Genomic DNA, 19,264 nt, shown 5'->3' with positions numbered 1-19,264 from the left:
CATGCAGGCATTGCAAGCACAGGACTTGTTACGTACCCGCTGTTATATCAATGGCGAGTGGGTAGATGCTGATGCCGGTCAGACCATGCTGGTTGTCAATCCGGCAACTGGCGAAAAACTGGCTGATGTGCCGCTGTGTGGTGCAAACGAAACCCGCAAGGCCATTGCTGCCGCAGAGCTTGCCTTGCCTGCCTGGCGAGAGAAAACGGCAGCAGAACGCGGGCGTGTCCTGCGCCGCTGGGCTGAGCTGTTGCTGGCACACCAGCAGGATTTGGCGATACTGATGACATCGGAGCAGGGCAAACCCTTGGCGGAAGCGCGTGGTGAAATCGCTTACGCAGCCTCCTTTTTTGACTGGTTTGCCGAAGAGGGCAAGCGTGCCTATGGTGATGTGATCCCTACGATCCAGCCTGACCGGCGTTTGCTGGTCATCCGCCAGCCAGTCGGGGTGTGTGCGGCGATTACACCGTGGAATTTTCCGGCGGCAATGTTGACTCGCAAGCTGGGGCCTGCATTGGCAGCAGGTTGCACGATGGTGTTCAAACCGGCTGAACAGACCCCGCTGACTGCGTTGGCTCTGGCGCAACTGGGGGAGCAGGCGGGTGTGCCTGCGGGTGTTTTCAACGTGGTGACAGGCAACCCGGTGGCTATTGGTGGAGAGCTGACCGCCAGCCCGGTGGTGCGCAAGCTGTCGTTTACCGGTTCTACCGAAGTCGGTCGCCTGCTCATGCAGCAATGTGCCCCAACCCTGAAAAAACTCTCGCTGGAACTGGGGGGGAATGCACCTTTCATTGTGTTTGATGATGCGGATCTGGATGCGGCGGTGGAAGGTGCTTTGCTCTCCAAGTACCGCAACAGTGGGCAAACTTGCGTATGTGCCAATCGTTTTCTGGTGCAAGCCGGTGTTTATACAACATTCGCTGAAAAACTGGCAGCAAGGGTTGCGAGCCTGAAAGTGGGTAATGGTCTGGATGAGGGTGTTACCCAAGGGCCGCTGATTGATGAGGCTGCGGTGTGCAAGGTGGAGGCGTTGGTGGCAGATGCGGTTTCCCTCGGGGCACAGGTTGTCGGCGGTGGTGGCAGGCATGAATTGGGTAGGACTTTTTACCAGCCCACCGTGTTGACGGGGGTCTTACCAACCATGCGGGTGGCGCGAGAAGAAATTTTCGGACCGGTTGCACCGTTATTCCGTTTTGAAGATGAGGCTGAGGCGGTGAAAATGGCCAACGATACGGAATTCGGCTTGGCTGCCTACTTCTATGCACGTGACATCGGGCGGATCTGGCGTGTGTCGGAAGCTCTGGAATACGGCATGGTGGGGGTCAATACCGGGCTGATTTCCACCGAGGTTGCACCGTTTGGAGGGGTTAAGCAGTCCGGGCTGGGCAGGGAGGGTTCCCGCTACGGTCTGGATGAATACATGGAGCTTAAATATATCAATATGGCGGGTGTGTGAAACTCTTTTGCAAAATTTGTGGAGGCAGCATCTATACTTTGAAGGCATGAGTACTTGCGGGTGACAAAGGAGTGTCATACATGAATAGAGGTTACTTTACCCATGCTTTTCCGGCTTATGCCAGTGTGCAGATGCGCCTGTTGGCTGTTGCATTCGATTCGATACTGGTGGGTTTGCTACTGTTGATGAGTGTCGTTATGGTGGCAGGTGATGTTTGGCTTAGAAATCCGGCAGCCGTTGCTTGGATGGATATATTCTTGTTGCTGGTTTGCGTGCCTTTGCTGTATTTCGTGGGTTTCTGGTGGTTGTCGTGTTCTTCGCCTGGCAAGATGTTGCTGTCTTTGCGGCTGGTGGATGCCGCGACCCAACAGGAGCCTTCCGGTGTGCAATGTCTGTTGCGTTATGTTGGCTATCTGGTCAATGTGCTTTCGTTCGGGCTTGGCATCGTTGGCCTGTTTGACAGGAACAAGCCACTGGGTTGGCATGATCGGCTTTCCGGGACGATGATTATCCAGCGATAACGGCATGGGGCTGACCCGGTTGATATGATGTGGGATACTTCCTGCTTTCAGGAGAACAGGAACACGCATGGCGCATATCAACCGTAGTGCACTAGTGCCATATAGCCCCGAGCAAATGTACCGGCTAGTCGATGATATTCCCCTGTATCCGCAATTCTTGCCGTGGTGTCGTACTGCGCTGGAACATGTGCGGGATGAGGATCAGGTCAAAGCCACCATCGAAATTGCCAAAGGTGCGGTCAACAAAAGTTTCACCACGCTCAATCGTTTGCAGAAAAACAAGACTATTGAAATGCGTCTGGTGGATGGACCCTTCCAGCATTTGCATGGTTTCTGGCGTTTTGATGAGTTGCAGCCGGGAGCGTGCAAGGTATCCCTTGATCTGGATTTCGAGTTCTCCAACAAGATTTTAAGTCTGGCGATTGGCTCTGTTTTTAATCAGGTCGCCAATACGCTGGTAGATTCCTTTGTTGAGCGGGCGAAAAAAGTCTATGGCAAACTCTGAAACCATTACGATTGAAGTTGTATATCCGCTGCCACACGAGCAGTTGTTGCTGTCGGTACAAGTGCCGGAGGGCGCGAGCATCCAGGATGGCATTGTGGCTTCTGGGGTTCTGGAGCGTTACCCGGAACTGAAGCTGGCGACACTGGCAGCAGGGGTTTTCGGCAAAGTCAGCAAACTTGACCAGCCTTTGCGTGCCCGTGATCGTATTGAGATTTACCGTCCGTTGATTGCTGACCCTAAAGCTGTGCGCAAGCAAAGAGCCGCAGAAGGCAAACGCATGAAAAAAGGTGGCGGGGATGCTGCCGATGAGGTGGATACCTGATGCACGGCATGGTTCCTCCTGATCCTGATGGTGGGGTGTCGCGCCCGATTTTTGCTACCGTTTACTTGCCCAAGTTCAAGCCGGGGCGCAACCGTTTTCCTGCCAGTTGTATCCAGCCGTATGCGGATGCTGACGCTGCTGTTGCTGCTGCAAAATGTGATGCCAAACGTTTTCCGGCAATAGTACTCGGCCCTTCCAAGTCATCGGAAGGGCAATACCTGTACTATTTGGTAGAGTGGCTGGCTTAATGTCTACTTGGGTTTGACTTCTACCAATGCATCATCACGGCGGATGTCACGCACGACACCATTCTGGAAGAAAACGGTAACGCTGCTACGCTTGACAGCTTCACCGGGGGATTTGAGGTAAAACACATAATCCCAGCGGTTCTTGTGGAAGTCATCGACTAGCAGTGGGGTACCCAGAACAGCTTGCACCTGGGCAGCACTCATGCCGGTTTGTACCTGTGCCAGTTCTTCGCTGGTAATGTAATTGCCTTGCTGGATTTCCATTTTGTAGGAACTGCATCCCCCTACCAACAAGGCCGTAGCAAGAGAAAATGAAATGATATACTTTATCATGTTAATCTAGGCTATCCATTATAAACATGGGTGTCATGATAGACTATTCACGACGGAGAGTGCAGGGTGGAAGAACGTGATATTAAACGCGCCGGTCTGAAAATTACGCAGCCAAGAGTCAAGATTCTCGATTTGCTGAGTAATTCGCAGGAACATCATTTGAGCGCAGAAGACATCTATAAGCTGTTGCTGGGAAACGGTGAAGAAATCGGTCTTGCTACCGTTTACCGTGTTCTCACCCAGTTTGAGGCTGCCGGATTGGTCAACCGCCATCATTTCGAGGGGGGGCAGGCGGTATTTGAACTTGCTACCGAGGAGCATCATGACCACATGGTGTGCATGAAAACCGGGCGGGTAGTGGAGTTCTATGATGAAATCATTGAGCAGCGCCAACAGGAACTGGCACGGTTGCATAATTTCCGTATCAAGGATCATTCCCTGATCCTGTACGGGGAATTTATCGGGGAAAGCGACGAAAACGCATGAATGCTTTTGCATTTGGCTGGCGTAACGGTATAATCCGCCGTTTTACTCAACCTACGGATTTTGAGACAGGATTTTTATGCCAAGTGTAAAAGTACGCGATACCGAGCCTTTTGAAGTAGCCCTGCGCCGTTTCAAGCGCACTTGTGAGAAAGCAGGCGTTGTTGCCGAAGTTCGCGGTCGCGAATTCTATGAAAAGCCAACTTCTGTGCGTAAACGTATGCGTGCTGCTGCGGTCAAGCGTAACCTCAAGCGTATTTCCCGTGATCTGAACCGCCGCGTTCGTCTGTACTGATCAATTCGCCTTGCCAATGACTGATGCCAGCCTGAAAACGCAAATCAGCGAAGACATGAAATCCGCCATGCGGGCGCAGGACAAGCCCCGTTTGGGTGTGATCCGTCTGATGTTGGCTGCCATCAAGCAACTGGAAGTAGATACCCGTACTGAACTGGATGAGTCTGCCGTATTGGCAGTGCTGGACAAAATGGTCAAGCAGCGCCGTGAGTCTATTCGTCAGTATCAGGATGCGGGTCGTACCGACCTTGCTGACCAGGAAGAGTTTGAGTTGGGCGTTATTCAGGCTTACCTTCCCCAGCCATTGACGGAAGATGAGCTGTACGCACTGATCCAGCAAGGGATAGCAGAAACAGGTGCTGTTTCCGTGCGTGACATGGGCAAAGTAATGAACTGGCTTAAGCCACTGGCTCAGGGGCGTGCCGATATGGGCAAGCTGAGTGGCATGATCAAGGCCCGTTTGGGTACTTAATGGTTGATGGCAGGAACCTTTTTGCGGGTTTCTGCTGATGGTTTTTTCAGGGGTGTGATATGACTGAACTTAAAAATGACCGTTTTTTACGCGCACTCCTGAAACAGCCAGTTGATACGACACCTATCTGGGTTATGCGTCAGGCCGGACGTTACCTGCCTGAATATCGTGCTACGCGGGCGCGGGCTGGTAGCTTCATGGATTTGTGTAAAAATCCCGAGTTGGCCTGCGAAGTCACTTTGCAACCGCTGGAACGCTATGCGTTGGATGCAGCCATCCTGTTTTCCGACATCCTGACCGTGCCTGATGCCATGGGCTTGGGGTTGTATTTCGCCGAAGGTGAAGGCCCACGTTTCACGCATCCGCTCAGAAGCAGGGCAGACATTGAAAAAGTCGGTATTCCCGACCCGGAAGGTGAGTTGCGCTATGTGATGGATGCAGTGCGTACCATTCGTCGTGAGCTGAACGGGAGCGTTCCCCTGATCGGTTTTACCGGCAGCCCCTGGACATTGGCAACCTATATGGTTGAAGGCAGTTCCAGCAAGGAATTCGCCAAAGTCAAAGGCATGTTGTACGGTGATCCTAAAGCGCTGCATTTGTTGCTGGACAAGCTCGCTGACAGCATCATCCTCTACCTGAATGCGCAGATTGCGGCAGGGGCACAAGCCGCGATGGTGTTCGATACCTGGGGTGGCGCATTGACTCCGGCAACCTACCGTGAGTTTTCCCTGCGTTACATGCAAAAAATTGTCGATGGTGTGCAACGCGAAAGCGAAGGCCGCCGAGTTCCGGTTATCCTGTTTACCAAAGGTGGGGCGCAGTGGCTGGAGGCGATGGCAGCAACTGGCTGCGATGCACTGGGTGTCGACTGGACAATCAATCTCGGCGAAGCACGTAGTCGTGTGGGTGCTCAGGTAGCGTTGCAGGGCAATATGGACCCTTGTGTGTTGTACGCTTCACCGGAGATTATCCGTCAGCAAGTGGCTGAGATTCTTGCCAGTTTCGGGCAGGGTTCCGGGCATGTATTCAATCTGGGGCATGGTATTCATCAGCATGTCAATCCTGAGCATGTTACTGCGCTAGTTGATGCCGTCCATGAGCTTGGGCGGCAGTATCACGCCTGATCCAGTAGTGTTATTACTTTCTTGCGTTCTGCCCGCCGGGTTGCCTTGCCGGTAATCGGGCTGATGGGGGCGCTAGCAAAGCGATCGTCATGCGGAAAAATCATCAATTCCACCTCCACATCATCCACGTAAAAACGTAACAACGGATAGTATTCAGGCTTTCTGCTGCCAAAGCGTGCTCGCCGTTCATGAGTCTGGAACGGTATGTGCTGGTCTTCCAGATAGAACATCACTTCTTCTGCGCTGTCGGCAGACAGAAACAAAGTAACGGCTGAATGGGGACTGGATGTACCTTCCAATGCCGCACCAGTCAGGTAGGGGTTGTACTGGCTGAGGAAATCCATCGCTTCCAACGCAACCAGGCGGTGTTGTCGCAACAAGACTGGCTGGGTGGCGGCATCAAACAACTGGATACGGTTATGGATGGCGGCTTCCACTTCTTCGTTGCTGGGCTGGCTGGCAGCCTGCAAGCTCGCTCCCAGTTGTTCCGCAGCCCGCAGTTTGGCTAGCCGGTAATCACGCATCCCTTCTTCGTAAATCAGGCGAGCGGCTTCTTCTGCCACCAGATGGCGTAGTTCTTCGGTGGTGTTGCGCATCAGAAAAGCTGTTCGGGAATTTCTACACGTTCAGGTGGACGGCGTGGTGCCGGAGCTTGATTTGGGCGCTGCGGGCGCAAATCCTGCTCGCTTTGATACTGGAAGCCAGTACCGGAAGGGGTTGCTGCATTACCTTCACCATCCTGCAAGCTATTGTCAATTGGGGCGGCATTTGCTTCCTTGTAGTCATCCGGTTTGTCCCATTCCTTGGATGGTGTGCCTTCCAGTACCCGGTGCATATAGTCGATCCACATGGGTAGGGCGACGTTGGTAGCTGTTTCACCTTCGCCCAGTTTTGACATGTCATCGAAGCCCATCCAGGTGACAGTGACAACGTTCGGGGTGAAACCGCAGAACCAGGCATCTTTCTGGTCGTTGGTTGTACCGGTTTTTCCGGCGATGTCTTTGCGTCCGAGAGCGCGGCTGGCGCGAGCAGCCGTACCAAACTGGGTGACACCTTGCAACATGCTGACAATCTGGTAGTGGGTGCGGCTGTCAATAATGCGTTTGGCTGCCGGATATTGATCGGCTACCGGTGCTGCGTTTTCGGTGTTGCCAGCGGTTTCCCAAAATGGCTTGTCTTCTATGGTCTTGCTGTTTTTGGCATCTTTGTCTTTACTGGTGTCCTTGTCGGTCTTCTTGTCATCAGCCTTAGTATTTTTTATGTCCTTGTTGGCTTCCTGCTTGCTGTTAGTGCAGAATTCCACGTTGTCGCCACAGACTTTGATGGGTTTGAATTCGTCTACCAGTTGACCTGTGCTGTTTTCGATGCGGGTGATGAAATAAGGCTCGATTTTGTAGCCACCATTAGCGAAGGCAGAATACGCTGTTGCCATGCCCAAGGGTGTGGTCATGCCGGTTCCTAGCGCTAGGGTCAGGTTGGGGGGGAGGTCTGCTTGTGGGAAGCCAAATTTGGTGGCGTAGTCGATGGCGTAATTGATACCAATGCTGCGCAACAGGCGAATAGATACCAGATTGCGGGATTTTGCCAGCGCTTCAGCCAGCGTAGTGGGGCCAATGTAACGTCCACCGAAGTTTTCCGGTTTCCAGGAGCTGCCAGGAATAGTAATTGGAGCATCATTGACAATACTGGTGGGGGAAAAGCCTTTGGCGAGCGCGGCTGCATAAATAACGGGTTTGAAACTGGAACCAGGCTGACGTACTGCCTGAGTGGCGCGGTTGAATTTGGAATGGTAGAAGTCAAACCCACCCATGACCGAGCGGATAGCCCCATCCTTGGGGTCGATCGAAATGATGGCACCACCGACAGTGGGTATTTGCGATAGTTTCCAGCTTTTTTTGCTGTCGTCAGTGGGGATAATACGCACAATGTCGCCTGCCTTGAGGACTTCACTGACTTTTTTGGGGGCAGCACCACGCCGGTCTTCATTCTCAAATTCCCGCGCCCATTTTACTGCTTCCATGTCAAGGATAATACGGCTTTCGCCTACCAGCAGGTCAGCAGAGCCGGAGTCGGACTTCAATACCAGTGCTGGTTCCAGTTCGCCCATTTTGGGGTAGGTGGATAGTTTGTCGCGCTGTTCTTCCTCGGTTTTGAAGTCACTCAGATCAATCTTGTCTTCAGCACCCCGGTAGCCGTGACGGCGGTCATAAGCTAGCAGTGCATTGCGCAGTGACTTTTCTGCGTCAGCCTGCTGTTTGGAATCCAGCGTGGTATGCACATGGTAGCCTTGTGTATACGCATTGGTTTCACCATAACGCTTGACGATTTCAGCGCGTACCATTTCTGCCAAATAAGGGGCACTGGTTTCAATTTCGGTCTCGTGAACCTGAGCAGTGTTGGGTTCGTTGATGGCCGTCTGGTAATCAGTTTGGGAGATGTTGCCTAGCTCCAGCATCCGTTGCAGGATATAGTTGCGCCGGATCATGGCGCGTTCCGGGTTGGCAATCGGGTTATAGCGGGAAGGAGCCTTGGGCAAACCGGCAATCATGGCGGCTTGTGCGAGGGTCAACTGGTGCAGTTGCTTGCCGTAATAAGTCTCTGCGGCAGCAGCAACCCCGTAAGCACTTTTGCCGAGATAAATCTTGTTGAGGTACAGCTCAAGGATTTCATTTTTTTCCAATTCCTGTTCGAGGCGGATTGCCAGCAGGGTTTCTTTGAGCTTGCGGTCGACAGTTTTTTCAGCGTTGAGGAAAGCATTGCGAGCAAGCTGCATGGTGATGGTGCTTGCTCCCTGGCTGGCTGAGCCAGTGGAAACCACGCTGTAGAGGGCGCGGGCAATTCCTTTGAAGTCAACACCATTGTGTTCGTAGAAACGGGTATCTTCAATAGCCAGAAAAGCCTGCTTGAGTTGCTCAGGAACTTCTTTGAGTGTCACCGGGCGGCTACGTTTTTCACCGTATTCGGCAATTAACTGGTTTTCGCGCGTATAAATGCGTAATGGAACCTGAATTTCTATCTTGCGCAATTCTTCGTCACTGGGCAGTTGTGGGGAATAGTAGTGGTAAATCCCAAACAAACCCAGTGCGCCAAGAGTAAGCAGTGCGAAGAAAGCACCAAAAATAATCTGGATAAATTTTCCAATGAAACGCATGACTACAAATTCAAGCCAAAAATTAGGTATTTAACATTTGATTGCTGGACAGTGCCCTGTTTGAGGGTCATTGCATCCCAACCAGCCTTAACCTGCCATGAAACCTGCGATTATTGTAGCGTCCAAGAGGCACGTTTTGTTAATTGCCCGCAGATTCCGTTTATCTGAAAACGTGTTTGCTGAGGGGGGCAGAGTAGACTATTTCGTGGTTCGACGCTACCATTGCCTAACAAATAGATTAAAAAACATTATTCGTGGTTAGTAATAATAACAATAACTTCTGGAATACCCTGTGTTTTCATTTTACTCACGCAAAGAATCGTTACTTGGTCTGGACATCAGTTCTTCCGCAGTGAAACTGGTGGAGATGACCCGCAAGGGACGTGATTACCGGATTGAGAGTTACGCAGTTGCCCCCCTGCCGGAGGGCGTTTCCAATGAAAAGGATATTGTCGAGCCGGAACCTGTCGGTGAAGCTATCCGCAAGGCATTGCGGGATAGTCGTGCCAAACTGAAACACTGCGCGTTGGCAGTGCCTACTTCGATGGCTATCAGCAAAATCATCCCGATGCCAGCATCCATTCCGCGCACGGAAATGGAAGCACAAATGGCAATGGAAGCTGAGCAACACATCCCTTACCCCATGAATGAGGTCAACTATGACTTTGAAATTCTGGGGCCTTCTGCCAATTCACCGGAAACGGTTGATGTATTGCTGGCAGCAACCCGTTCGGAAAACGTCGAGGTGCGGGTGGCAGCGGCAGAGATGGCGGGTTTGACAGTGGATATTGTTGATACTGAAACCCATGCCTTGGAAAAGGTGCTGCGTCACCTGACCAATGATCTGGAGCAGCACGATTCCGTGGCAGTGGTCGATTTTGGTGCGACCATGACCGGCATCAGTGTGTTTGAACGCGGCAGGCTGACATTTTCGCGCGAACAGGCATTTGGTGGACGCCAACTGACCGAAGAAATCATGCATCGCTATGGTTTGTCCTGGCAGGAAGCCGGGCTGGCGAAAAAAGAGGGCAACCTGCCTGAGAATTACGTCTCCGAAGTGCTGGAACCATTCAAGGGCAGCATGGTGCGCCAGTTGCACCGTTTTCTTCAGTTCTACTATGCCTCCAGCCAGAAAGACAGTGTGGCGCAAATCCTGATTTGTGGCGGTTGCGCTCGTATTCCCGGCATTGATGAACAAATCCAGTCCGGTATTGGCATTCCGGTACGGGTAGTGAACCCGTTTACACGAGTGGCGCTGGGAACCAAAGTCAGCCCGGTACGCTTCACTAATGACATGCAGGCATTACTGATTGCGGCAGGTCTGTCATTGCGGGGACTGGAATAATGGCTGGCCTTAACCTGCTACCTTGGCGCGAACGGGAGCGCGAGGAAAAAAAGAAGCAGTTTTTCACCCTGCTGGGAGCCGCAATGCTAGCTGCGGCAGGGCTGGTGTTGCTGGGGAATTTTTACATGCAGTCCGTGCTGGAATACCAGCAAGGCCGTAATCAGAAACTGGAACGGGAAATTGCCGAGCTGGACAGGCAGATCAAGGAAATCGAGCAACTGGATGCTACCCGGCAGGCATTGCTGGATCGCATGAAGGTTATCGACAATCTGCAAAGCACCCGTCCGGCGATTGTCCATCTGTTTGATGAAATGGTCAATGCGCTGCCCAAGGGCATGTACCTGCAACACCTGAAACAGGAAGCGACCGTGGTCAGGCTGGAAGGCAAGGCAGAATCCTATGCGCGGGTTTCCAGTTACATGAATCGGCTGGATGCTTCTTCCTGGCTGAATTCTTCCAACCTCAATGTTATTGCCAATGACAGCAAGGGGGGCGATGGGGCGATGGTACTGCGCGAATTCAAGCTGGATGTTACCCAGTTGCTCAAGCAGGGTGGCGATGACGAGGGAAAGGATGCAGGCAAGGTTGATGCTACGCCCAAAGCGCAGGGAACCGCTGCTCAGGGCGTAAAAGCGGCTGAAAAGTCTGGGGGTGGCTCATGAACATGAATGACATCAACAGTCTGGCGGATGACCCTGGTAATGTGCCTTGGTCGGTCAAGGGTGTTGCATTGGCTTGTGTCATGGGGGTTATCCTGTTTTTGGGCTACAAGCTGGTGATTGTGGATGCGATGGCAGAAGTGGAAACCGCAGAACGTAAGGAGCAGGAACTGCGCCAGACTTTTGAAACCCGCCAGAAACGCGCCAGCCAGTTGCCTCAGTATCAGACGCAACTGGAGGAAATGCAGCGTTCCTTCGGGGTGCTGATGCGTCAGTTGCCGAGTGATACCGAGATTCCTGGTCTGATTCTGGATATTTCCGAAAAAGGCTTATCCAACGGGCTGGAGCTGGAACTGTTTGAACCGGGCGGTGAAATTCTGATGGATTTCTATGCGGAAAAACCAATCAAGATCATTGCCAAAGGCTCTTATCATGAACTCGCCAGTTTCGTCAGCGATATTTCCGGTTTGCCGCGCATCGTGACCATTCATAATATCGACCTGACACCGGAAAAAGACAGCAAGCGCTTGCGTATGGAAGCATCGGTTAAGACTTACCGCTATCTGGATGAATCCGACAAGGATGCAGAAGCCGGTTCAACCGACAAGGATGCGCCCGCCAAAAAGGCAGCAGATGGCAACAAGTCAGCAGCAGGGGGGAAAGCGGGATGATGAAACAGCACCATTCCCGCCAGACGGCAGGCGGAATTAAGTTATCAGCCGGTTTGGTGTTGCTAGCATCACTGGCAGGTTGCACCCAGGACAGTACTGATCTGGATCAGTACATGGCATCGGTCAAGGCCAGACCCCCGGCACAAATTGAACCCATCCCGGAAATAAAACCCTATGTACGCTTCATTTATCCGGGGCATGACATTGATCCGTTTGATGCTGACATCCTGAAACCGGATGTAGCGCCCGGTGCAGATGGTGGTGTTTCTCCCGACCCCAACCGGGTTCCAGAATTCCTTGAAGGTTTTCCGCTGGATGGTTTGCGCATGGTGGGAACCGTCTACCAGGGTAAGGATTTGTGGGCGTTGATCCGCATTCCTGATGGAGCGGTTCACCGGGTCAAGGTAGGCAATTACATGGGCAAGAATCATGGCAAAGTGACCAAGGTCGAGGAAACCAAGGTAGCCCTGTTGGAACTGGTGGAAAACGGTTTCGGTGGCTATAAGGAACAAGAAAACACGATAGCCCTGTCCGACGACTTGTCGGCAAAAAAATAACAATAATGGCTCCTGCAAGGTATTGATTGAAGGACTGGCACAGAATGAAAACAATAAAGCAAACGGCTGCTCTGGTGGTATTGATGTCGTCTGTCATGGCGGTGAGCCATGTACTGGCGGCAAACCATCAACTACAGGGCATGACAGCCCAGGCTGGCAGCCAGAACAAGACCGAAGTCAGGTTGAAATTCAATTCCCCGGTAACATTGCCCAAAGGGTTTGCCCTGGAAAATCCGCCGCGTCTGGTGTTTGACTTTCCAGCCACCGAAATCAACCCGGACAGCCGTCAGCAGACGGTCAATCTTGGACAGGTGCAATCCATTGAAGCTGCCGATAACAAGGGTAAGGCCAGGGTTATTGTGCGCATGAAAGAGCTGGTTAACCACTCGGTCGAATTACAGGGCAACGAGGTTGTCATGGTCTTTGACACGGATTGTGCTGGCGGTTGTGCGGGCACGGCTCCAGTACGTTCCGGGGCTGCCAAAGCTGATATGCCGAAGGAATCCGCCAGCAAAAGTACCGACACCAAGGCGGGGGCAGAGAAAAAAGTACCGGAACAAGTCAAAACACCTCCCGTTTTCGTTGCACCGCCTGCTGAAGCCAAACAGGTCAAACAGGCAGAACCGGTACTACCTGAGTTGCCTGCGCCAGCCCCACTCAAACCACTGGATAGCAGTTATGCCTGGTATGCACCTCCGGCAGGTGAAAAGTCTCAGCCCATGACTCAGCCACTGACTCATCCTGTGACAGTTCCGCCGCCAGATCCTGCAACACCGGTTGTTCCCGTAGCAGCAGAACCGGCAGTGCTTGCTTCAGCACCGCCTGCTCCGTCAGCCAAAGCCAATAGCGCACCTGTATTGCAAAACCTCGATTTTCGCCGTGAACCGGATGGTGGAGCGAAAATCATCCTGACATTGCCATCCGCCAATGTGGAAGTGAAGGATGAGGCACGCGGCAATTCCCTGACGCTCTCCTTGCAGGACGTGGACTTGTCTTCCCAGCTCCAGAAAAACATGGATGTGGCAGACTTCGGTACGCCTGTCAGTGGGCTGGATGTCTCTCAACAGGGCATGAATACCCGTATCCGCATTGCCGCACACGAAGCCTTTACCCACCGGGTCAAGCGCAGTGGCACGGAATACACGGTTTACATCGACAAGCAGAAAATGTCCGCTGAGGAAAAGCTGGCAGCCGCCAAAAAGCCTAAGGCATTCTCCGGGGAAAAGCTGTCCCTCAATTTCCAGGACATCGAAGTACGTGCCGTGTTGCAACTTCTGGCAGATTTCACCGATAAAAACATCGTGGTCAGCGACACCGTGCAAGGCAATATCACCGTGCGCCTGAAAGACGTACCGTGGGATCAGGCGCTGGATATTGTGCTGGAATCCAAAAATCTGGCGATGCGGGAAAATGGCAATGTCATCTGGGTTGCACCGGCTAGCGAACTAGCTGCCAAGGAAAAGCAAGAGCTGGAAGCTATGATGTCCAAGCAGCAGCTTGAGCCGCTGGTGACTGAGTATATTGCTGTCAACTTCGCCAAGGCTGCCGATCTGGTGGCGCTGATTGAAAAATCCAAAGGCGAAGACAAACAGTCGCTGTTGTCACCTCGCGGCAAGGTGTCAGTTGACGAGCGTACCAATACCTTGCTGGTGCAGGAAACTGTCAGCCAGATCAAATCCATCCGCGAACTGGTCAAGGCGCTGGATGTACCAGTTGAGCAGGTCTTGATCGAATCACGTATTGTCAGTGCCACCGATGGTTTCGGCAAGGAACTGGGCGCTCGCTTCGGGATAACCCCCGCCTGGGCTAATGCCAATAGCGTCGGGATTGGCACGGGGCATCTGGGAACTGGCACAACTGACTATTTCAACAGTATCGCGGCTGCCTCGGTTGACCCTACCGGAAAAACGCTCACCAAATTGCCTGGCCTGACTGACCGCCTGAGCGTCAACCTGCCAGTCACCGGCGCTTCGGGGGCTTTCGGCTTTTCAGTGCTGACCAAGGATTTCATGGTGGATCTGGAACTGTCTGCCCTGCAAGCTGAAAACAAGGGTGAAATCATTTCCACTCCACGGGTTATTACCTCCAACCAGAACAAGGCACTGATTGAGCAGGGTGTGGAAATCCCGTATTTGCAGGCATCTTCCAGTGGTGCAACCAACGTGGCGTTCAAGAAAGCGGTCTTGAGTCTGGAAGTGACCCCGCAGATCACGCCGGATGAGCACATTTCTATGGATCTGAAGGTCAATCAGGATACGGTTGGCAGCATTTACAGCGGCGTACCCAGCATCAATACCCGTGAAGTCCAGACCAAGGTACTGGTTGAAAACGGGCAGACGGTGGTATTGGGGGGGGTGCATGAGGAATCCACGGTCAATAGTTCGACCAAGGTTCCGGTATTGGGTGATGTGCCGGTGCTGGGCAAACTGTTCCGCACTGACAAAAATACCAATGACAAGCGCGAGTTGCTGATCTTCGTCACCCCGAAAATTGTGGACGGCAAGTCTTAAGCAACAAGCTGCTTGATTCCCGCGCCCGGTGCTGGCATAAATCCCGGATGCGAAACAACATCATTCTGGTGGGTTTGATGGGCGCGGGAAAATCCACCATAGGCCGACAACTCGCCCGCCGGATGAACCTGACCTTCTACGACTCTGACAAGGTGATTGAGGAGCGTACCGGCGTCAGCATTCCGCATATTTTCGAGGTGGAAGGCGAGGCTGGTTTCCGGGACCGGGAAGCACAAGTCATTGCTGATCTGGCTGTCATGTCCGGTATTCTGCTGGCAACCGGTGGTGGCAGTATCCTGCGGGAAAGCAACCGCCAGCATCTCAAGGCTAGCGGCTACGTCATCTATTTGCGTGCCAGTGCCGAGCAACTTTTCCAGCGTATCAGGCAAGACAAAAACCGCCCGCTGATGCAAACTGCCAACCCCCTGCAAACCCTGCGCGACCTGCTCAAGGTGCGTGAGCCACTGTATCTGGAAGTGGCTGACATGGTTATCCCCACCGGCAAACAGAAAGTCAATCTCATCCTGCGCGAGATTGAAAACAAACTGAAACAATTACAGGAAAGCTCCCATGCAAACGCTCCATCTTGACCTCGGCGACCGTAGTTACCCCATTTACATCGGTCAGGGTTTGCTGCAACAGGCTGAACTGGTCAAACCTTACATCAAGGGTAAAAGTGCCGTGGTTGTTTCCAATACCACAGTTGCTCCGCTGTACCTGCAAGCGACCGAAGCCCTGCTGGATGGTTTGAAACAGTCAGCGGTGATCCTGCCCGATGGCGAGGCATACAAGAATCTGGATGTCCTCAACCAGATTTACACCCACTTGCTGGAAAACCGGGCTGACCGCAAAACCACCCTGATTGCGTTGGGTGGCGGGGTGGTGGGTGATATGACCGGTTATGCGGCTGCCAGTTACCAGCGTGGGGTCAATTTCATCCAGATTCCGACCACCTTGCTGGCGATGGTCGATTCTTCGGTGGGGGGCAAGACCGGCGTCAACCATCCGCTTGGCAAGAACATGATCGGTGCTTTTCACCAACCCCAATGCGTGCTGATCGACACCGACACGCTCAACACACTGGCAGACCGTGAACTCAGCGCCGGGATTGCGGAAGTGGTGAAATACGGCCTGATCCGCGACCCTGCTTTCCTGCAATGGCTGGATGCCAACATGGACAAGCTGCTGGCACGCGACCCCGAAGCCCTGACTTATGCCATTTACCGTTCCTGCGAACACAAGGCGGAAGTGGTGGCGGCGGATGAGCGCGAATCCGGGCAACGCGCCTTGCTGAACCTGGGGCATACCTTCGGGCACGCGATTGAAGCGGGCATGGGCTACGGGCAATGGCTGCACGGCGAAGCCGTCGCCACCGGTATGGTGATGGCGGCGGAACTCTCCCAACAAATGGGCTGGTTGGGTGCTGACGAGGTGGCGTATGTGCGTCATATCCTGCAACGCGCCCGCTTGCCGGTTGATCCGCCTGCGCAATTGTCAGGTGAGGCTTTCATGCGCTACATGTCGGTCGACAAGAAAGTGCTGGATGGCACGTTGCGGCTGGTGCTGATGAAATCGCTGGGCGAATCCATCGTCACTGCCGATTTTGATGCAGAGGCACTCAAGCGGGTGTTGCGGCGGGAAATGTAAAACTTTATGTATGACATTTTCTTCAGTTATTCCAGCAAAGATCGCGAGCGGCTCACACCGTTGGTGAGGGCGTTTGAGCGGCAGGGCTGGTCAGTATTCTGGGATCACCAGACCATCCATACCGGGGAAAACTGGCATCGCAAGATTGAGGAGGCGATCAACAACAGCCGCTGTGTGGTAGTGGCATGGTCGCGGTATTCCGTGCAGTCCGAATGGGTGCTGGAAGAAGCGCATAAAGCCAAACGGCGGGGTGTGTTGCTGCCGGTCAGGATTGATGATGTGGAGCCACCTTTCGGGTTTTCCTTGCGGCAGGCCGGGGATTTCACCCACTGGAATGACAAGCCGGATCACCCGGTTTTTATCGAGCTGGCAGCACGGATTTATGCTTTGCTGGCAGATTCATCACCGCCACCAGAACCACAACCTGCAACGCTGTTGTCACGTTCACGGCCAGGTTCAGGGAAAACAGGGCAGTTTCTCGGGATTGGGGTTGGGGTGGTGGCAATGGCAGGTGCAGTGTTTTACATGCAGCAGCCTGAAGTTCCCAAGCCTCCTGTTCCTGCGCAAACAGTCACCCAACCTGCTGCTACAACCCCTGTTGTCCCAGTGCCATCAACCCCGCCAACTCCCCCACCAGTCAAACCGGAGCGTCAGCCGTTCGAGCCAGAGATGGTGAATATCCCCGCAGGCAGTTTCACGATGGGCTGCAAGGAAGGGCGTGATGACGTGGAGGGTGGTTGTGACAGTGATGAAAAACCCGCTCACAAAGTCACTCTCAGTGCTTTCAAACTGGCAAAAACCGAGGTGACGGTAGGGCAGTTCCGCGCTTTTGTAGAGGCTACCCGTTACAAAACCACAGCAGAAGAAAAGGGTTCATGCTGGTCGCTTGATGCTGATGGGAAATGGGGTGATGTTAAAGGCAACTCATGGCGCAAATTGGGTTTCCCGCAAACGGATGATCACCCGGTAGCTTGCGTCAGTTGGGATGATGCCCAAGCCTATGTAGTTTGGTTGGGTAAGGAAACCAGCAAACTTTACCGCTTGCCGACAGAAGCAGAATGGGAATATGCAGCACGTGGTGGTAAAGAAAATGCGTATCCTTGGGGGCAAAGCATTGGCAAAAATAATGCAAATTGTTCAGGTGACTTGTGTGGGGAGAAGTTTGACTATACTTCTCCAGTAGGCAGCTTTTCCCCTAATCCGTTTGGTTTGTATGACATGCACGGTAATGCATGGGAGTGGGTCAGCGATTGGAAAGGCGAATATGCTGCGGAGCAGCAGCAAGACCCGAAGGGTGCAAGTTCAGGCTCTAGCCGCGTGTTGCGCGGTGGCTCGTGGGTCAACGAACCGAGGTACGTGCGTTCTGCTCTCCGCAACGACCGCACGCCAGACCTCCGGCACTACAATGTGGGGTTCCGTGTTGCCCAAGGTCAATAAGCTCAAGGCCGCCGGAGGCGGTGGCGCGGGTAGTGGAGCAGCCAGCAGGCGTGAGCGGGCGAACGCTAGCACGCGCGACGAAGACATCCCTCCCAGCTTCCCCTTGTCAGGGGAGTAGCCGAATGTCTGTTGTCTGATAGTGATCCCTGTTATGGGATGTTGATAAACGCTACTACCGCCCCAGTTTCATCAATTGTCCGGTCTGCTTGTACGCCAGCGCTTCTAGAATGATGCCATTGGTATTGGCTGTCAGGATCTTGTTGGGTAGCCCGGTCACTTCGTACAAACCGGAATACCAACCACGCTGCGGATCAGCTAGGCTCGCCGCCTTTTCCATCAGTTTCTGGGTATAGTCGGTTTCGTACAGCATGTGCCAGCCAATGACAGCCTTGCTGCTCAAGGTTTTGAACTGGCTGGCATCTTCGCCTTTTTCGGTAATCGCGTTCCAAGCCTTGCCGCTGGTGAATACCGTGTTGTAAACGAAGTGTGGCGGCTGGTCGATATTGTCTTCCGAAACGGCAGTGAGGATGCCAGTGCTGGCAAACCGTTTTTCCTGCGCTTTATAGACGCGCCATGCCAGTTCCTGTGACAAGTGATCCCAGCCGAACTCGATACCATCAAGGATATACGGTTCACTGACCACGTAGTTGTGTGCGCCGTATTGCAGCGGGTCACGGCTGTCGGTGGCTACCTGAATACCTTCAATGTCCACAAACTTGAGGAAATCGGTGTAACGCAAGGCGCTGGAGACATCTGCCCCCATCAGGTTAAAGGATTTGGCGGCGTATTCCTCATACCCCAAACGCCCTTCCTGCGGGTAGGCTGTTTTGCCTTTGCTGTCGACCGCTGCACCGTGCATCGTGCCAGCCAGCAGCATCGGGTTGGTATCCCAGCTTGCCAGCACTTGCTTGACCGATTGCGTGTGTTGCGGGTAATTCCACGCCAGTATGTTGAATGGCACGAGCACCCGCCCAATGTCGATGGCTGACCAGCCAATACCCTGTTCACTGGGTTGGTTATTGTAATCCACCATTTGCAGTGAAATGGTGTTGTAGGATTTGTTGGGCAGCTTGCCTTCAAACAAGGGCAGTTTTGCCAGCGAATCCAGTGCCTTGAAAATGCGTGCATCGAATTCGGTTTGGTCAATGATCCCGAGCCGCTGTGCTGCAATCACCGCCATCAGGTAAGATGAGGTATCCCATAACGTGGAGGCGGGGTACTTGTCGGCAGAATTGACCAGCCCGGTTTCAGTCACGGTGTTGTTCTGAAAATATTTCCAAGCCGTTTTTGCCCATTCCATTTCTTGCGCTGTCAGTGGGCGGGTTGGGGCAATCTTGACATCGGAACTGGTTTCAATGACCGCTTCGGGCGTGTTGGCACTACCCATACTGATACCTTCCAGCCAGCCGACCAAGCCGAAAGCCGTGACCAGCCCGGTCAGAAAAATGATATGGCTGCGGGCGCGAACCAGATTCTGTTTGAAACTCATGCAATAACCTCATTATTGTTATGTTACCCCTCACCCCAA

21 protein-coding genes are annotated in these 19,264 nt (G+C 53.2%); 17 read left to right on the top strand and 4 right to left on the bottom strand.

Annotated elements, in window-relative coordinates; all coding sequences use genetic code 11:
• The first annotated feature begins 1 nt into the window (after position 1).
• From B2U47_RS16395 to B2U47_RS16375, 5 genes are all read left to right on the top strand, one after another.
• A complete protein-coding gene (locus B2U47_RS16395; protein WP_296680811.1) occupies positions 2 to 1,456 on the top strand; it encodes an NAD-dependent succinate-semialdehyde dehydrogenase in 1,455 nt (484 codons plus the stop codon).
• A gap of 80 nt (positions 1,457 to 1,536) precedes the next feature.
• Positions 1,537 to 1,977: an RDD family protein gene (locus B2U47_RS16390; RefSeq protein ID WP_296680816.1), complete on the top strand. Its 441-nt coding sequence runs from the start codon at positions 1,537 to 1,539 to the stop codon at positions 1,975 to 1,977.
• A 67-nt stretch (positions 1,978 to 2,044) separates the two neighbouring features.
• On the top strand, positions 2,045 to 2,482 hold the full coding sequence (locus B2U47_RS16385; RefSeq protein ID WP_296680819.1) for a type II toxin-antitoxin system RatA family toxin: 438 nt from the start codon (positions 2,045 to 2,047) through the stop codon (positions 2,480 to 2,482).
• Positions 2,469 to 2,804: an RnfH family protein gene (locus B2U47_RS16380; RefSeq protein WP_296680823.1), complete on the top strand. Its 336-nt coding sequence runs from the start codon at positions 2,469 to 2,471 to the stop codon at positions 2,802 to 2,804. Before B2U47_RS16385 ends, B2U47_RS16380 begins: the two co-directional genes overlap by 14 nt.
• On the top strand, positions 2,804 to 3,052 hold the full coding sequence (locus tag B2U47_RS16375) for a hypothetical protein (RefSeq protein ID WP_296680826.1): 249 nt from the start codon (positions 2,804 to 2,806) through the stop codon (positions 3,050 to 3,052). The genes B2U47_RS16380 and B2U47_RS16375 overlap by 1 nt, the downstream gene beginning before the upstream one ends.
• A 3-nt stretch (positions 3,053 to 3,055) precedes the next feature.
• On the opposite strand, the gene B2U47_RS16370 is transcribed toward B2U47_RS16375, so the two are convergent.
• A complete protein-coding gene (locus B2U47_RS16370; protein WP_296680829.1) occupies positions 3,056 to 3,385 on the bottom strand; it encodes an outer membrane protein assembly factor BamE in 330 nt (109 codons plus the stop codon).
• A 66-nt stretch (positions 3,386 to 3,451) separates the two neighbouring features.
• On the opposite strand from B2U47_RS16370, the gene fur reads away from it, so the two are divergent.
• The 4 genes from fur (at position 3,452) to hemE (ending at position 5,759) form a co-directional block, all read left to right on the top strand.
• The gene (gene fur, locus B2U47_RS16365) at positions 3,452 to 3,871 is read left to right on the top strand and encodes a ferric iron uptake transcriptional regulator (protein ID WP_296680832.1); all 420 of its coding nucleotides are present in this window, start codon (positions 3,452 to 3,454) and stop codon (positions 3,869 to 3,871) included.
• Between the two features lie 76 nt (positions 3,872 to 3,947).
• Positions 3,948 to 4,163: a 30S ribosomal protein S21 gene (rpsU, locus tag B2U47_RS16360; RefSeq protein ID WP_002710445.1), complete on the top strand. Its 216-nt coding sequence runs from the start codon at positions 3,948 to 3,950 to the stop codon at positions 4,161 to 4,163.
• 16 nt (positions 4,164 to 4,179) lie between these two features.
• The gene (locus B2U47_RS16355) at positions 4,180 to 4,635 is read left to right on the top strand and encodes a GatB/YqeY domain-containing protein (RefSeq protein ID WP_296680946.1); all 456 of its coding nucleotides are present in this window, start codon (positions 4,180 to 4,182) and stop codon (positions 4,633 to 4,635) included.
• 59 nt (positions 4,636 to 4,694) lie between these two features.
• Positions 4,695 to 5,759, top strand: a complete 1,065-nt coding sequence (hemE, locus tag B2U47_RS16350) for a uroporphyrinogen decarboxylase (protein WP_296680839.1) — start codon at positions 4,695 to 4,697, stop codon at positions 5,757 to 5,759.
• On the opposite strand, the gene B2U47_RS16345 is transcribed toward hemE, so the two are convergent.
• Both B2U47_RS16345 and B2U47_RS16340 read right to left on the bottom strand, forming a co-directional pair.
• Positions 5,750 to 6,355 (bottom strand): hypothetical protein, encoded by a 606-nt coding sequence (locus tag B2U47_RS16345; protein ID WP_296680842.1) that lies wholly within the window; start codon positions 6,353 to 6,355, stop codon positions 5,750 to 5,752. The genes hemE and B2U47_RS16345 overlap by 10 nt on opposite strands.
• Complete coding sequence (locus B2U47_RS16340) at positions 6,355 to 8,910, bottom strand: penicillin-binding protein 1A (RefSeq protein WP_296680845.1); 2,556 nt, start codon at positions 8,908 to 8,910, stop codon at positions 6,355 to 6,357. Before B2U47_RS16340 ends, B2U47_RS16345 begins: the two co-directional genes overlap by 1 nt.
• Before the next feature lie 292 nt (positions 8,911 to 9,202).
• Between B2U47_RS16340 and pilM the strand changes: the two genes are divergently transcribed.
• Genes pilM through B2U47_RS16300 form a run of 8 tightly spaced genes read left to right on the top strand, consistent with a single transcriptional unit; the run spans position 9,203 to position 17,736 of the window.
• Positions 9,203 to 10,255, top strand: coding sequence for a type IV pilus assembly protein PilM (gene pilM / locus B2U47_RS16335; protein WP_296680848.1), 1,053 nt, complete (start codon positions 9,203 to 9,205; stop codon positions 10,253 to 10,255).
• Positions 10,255 to 10,917, top strand: a complete 663-nt coding sequence (locus tag B2U47_RS16330; RefSeq protein WP_296680849.1) for a PilN domain-containing protein — start codon at positions 10,255 to 10,257, stop codon at positions 10,915 to 10,917. The genes pilM and B2U47_RS16330 overlap by 1 nt, the downstream gene beginning before the upstream one ends.
• Positions 10,914 to 11,585 (top strand): type 4a pilus biogenesis protein PilO, encoded by a 672-nt coding sequence (locus B2U47_RS16325; RefSeq protein ID WP_296680852.1) that lies wholly within the window; start codon positions 10,914 to 10,916, stop codon positions 11,583 to 11,585. The genes B2U47_RS16330 and B2U47_RS16325 overlap by 4 nt, the downstream gene beginning before the upstream one ends.
• Positions 11,582 to 12,142, top strand: coding sequence for a pilus assembly protein PilP (locus B2U47_RS16320; RefSeq protein WP_296680855.1), 561 nt, complete (start codon positions 11,582 to 11,584; stop codon positions 12,140 to 12,142). Before B2U47_RS16325 ends, B2U47_RS16320 begins: the two co-directional genes overlap by 4 nt.
• A 44-nt stretch (positions 12,143 to 12,186) precedes the next feature.
• Entirely contained in the window at positions 12,187 to 14,652 is a 2,466-nt protein-coding gene (pilQ, locus tag B2U47_RS16315; RefSeq protein ID WP_296680856.1) for a type IV pilus secretin PilQ, read from the top strand.
• Between the two features lie 47 nt (positions 14,653 to 14,699).
• The gene (gene aroK, locus B2U47_RS16310; RefSeq protein WP_296680859.1) at positions 14,700 to 15,242 is read left to right on the top strand and encodes a shikimate kinase AroK; all 543 of its coding nucleotides are present in this window, start codon (positions 14,700 to 14,702) and stop codon (positions 15,240 to 15,242) included.
• Entirely contained in the window at positions 15,223 to 16,299 is a 1,077-nt protein-coding gene (gene aroB / locus B2U47_RS16305) for a 3-dehydroquinate synthase (protein WP_296680863.1), read from the top strand. The genes aroK and aroB overlap by 20 nt, the downstream gene beginning before the upstream one ends.
• A gap of 6 nt (positions 16,300 to 16,305) precedes the next feature.
• Positions 16,306 to 17,736, top strand: coding sequence for an SUMF1/EgtB/PvdO family nonheme iron enzyme (locus tag B2U47_RS16300; protein WP_296680865.1), 1,431 nt, complete (start codon positions 16,306 to 16,308; stop codon positions 17,734 to 17,736).
• Between the two features lie 172 nt (positions 17,737 to 17,908).
• Here the strand turns inward: B2U47_RS16300 and B2U47_RS16295 are convergent, their stop codons facing one another.
• Complete coding sequence (locus tag B2U47_RS16295; RefSeq protein WP_296680868.1) at positions 17,909 to 19,225, bottom strand: DUF3131 domain-containing protein; 1,317 nt, start codon at positions 19,223 to 19,225, stop codon at positions 17,909 to 17,911.
• Positions 19,226 to 19,264: the final 39 nt, after the last annotated feature.

Origin of the sequence: Thiothrix sp. UBA5583 (assembly GCA_002425225.1) — a bacterium.
GTDB lineage: Bacteria > Pseudomonadota > Gammaproteobacteria > Thiotrichales > Thiotrichaceae > Thiothrix > Thiothrix moscowensis.
The sequence above is the reverse complement of the archived record's forward strand: the minus strand, read 5'-3'. Positions and strand labels throughout refer to the sequence as shown.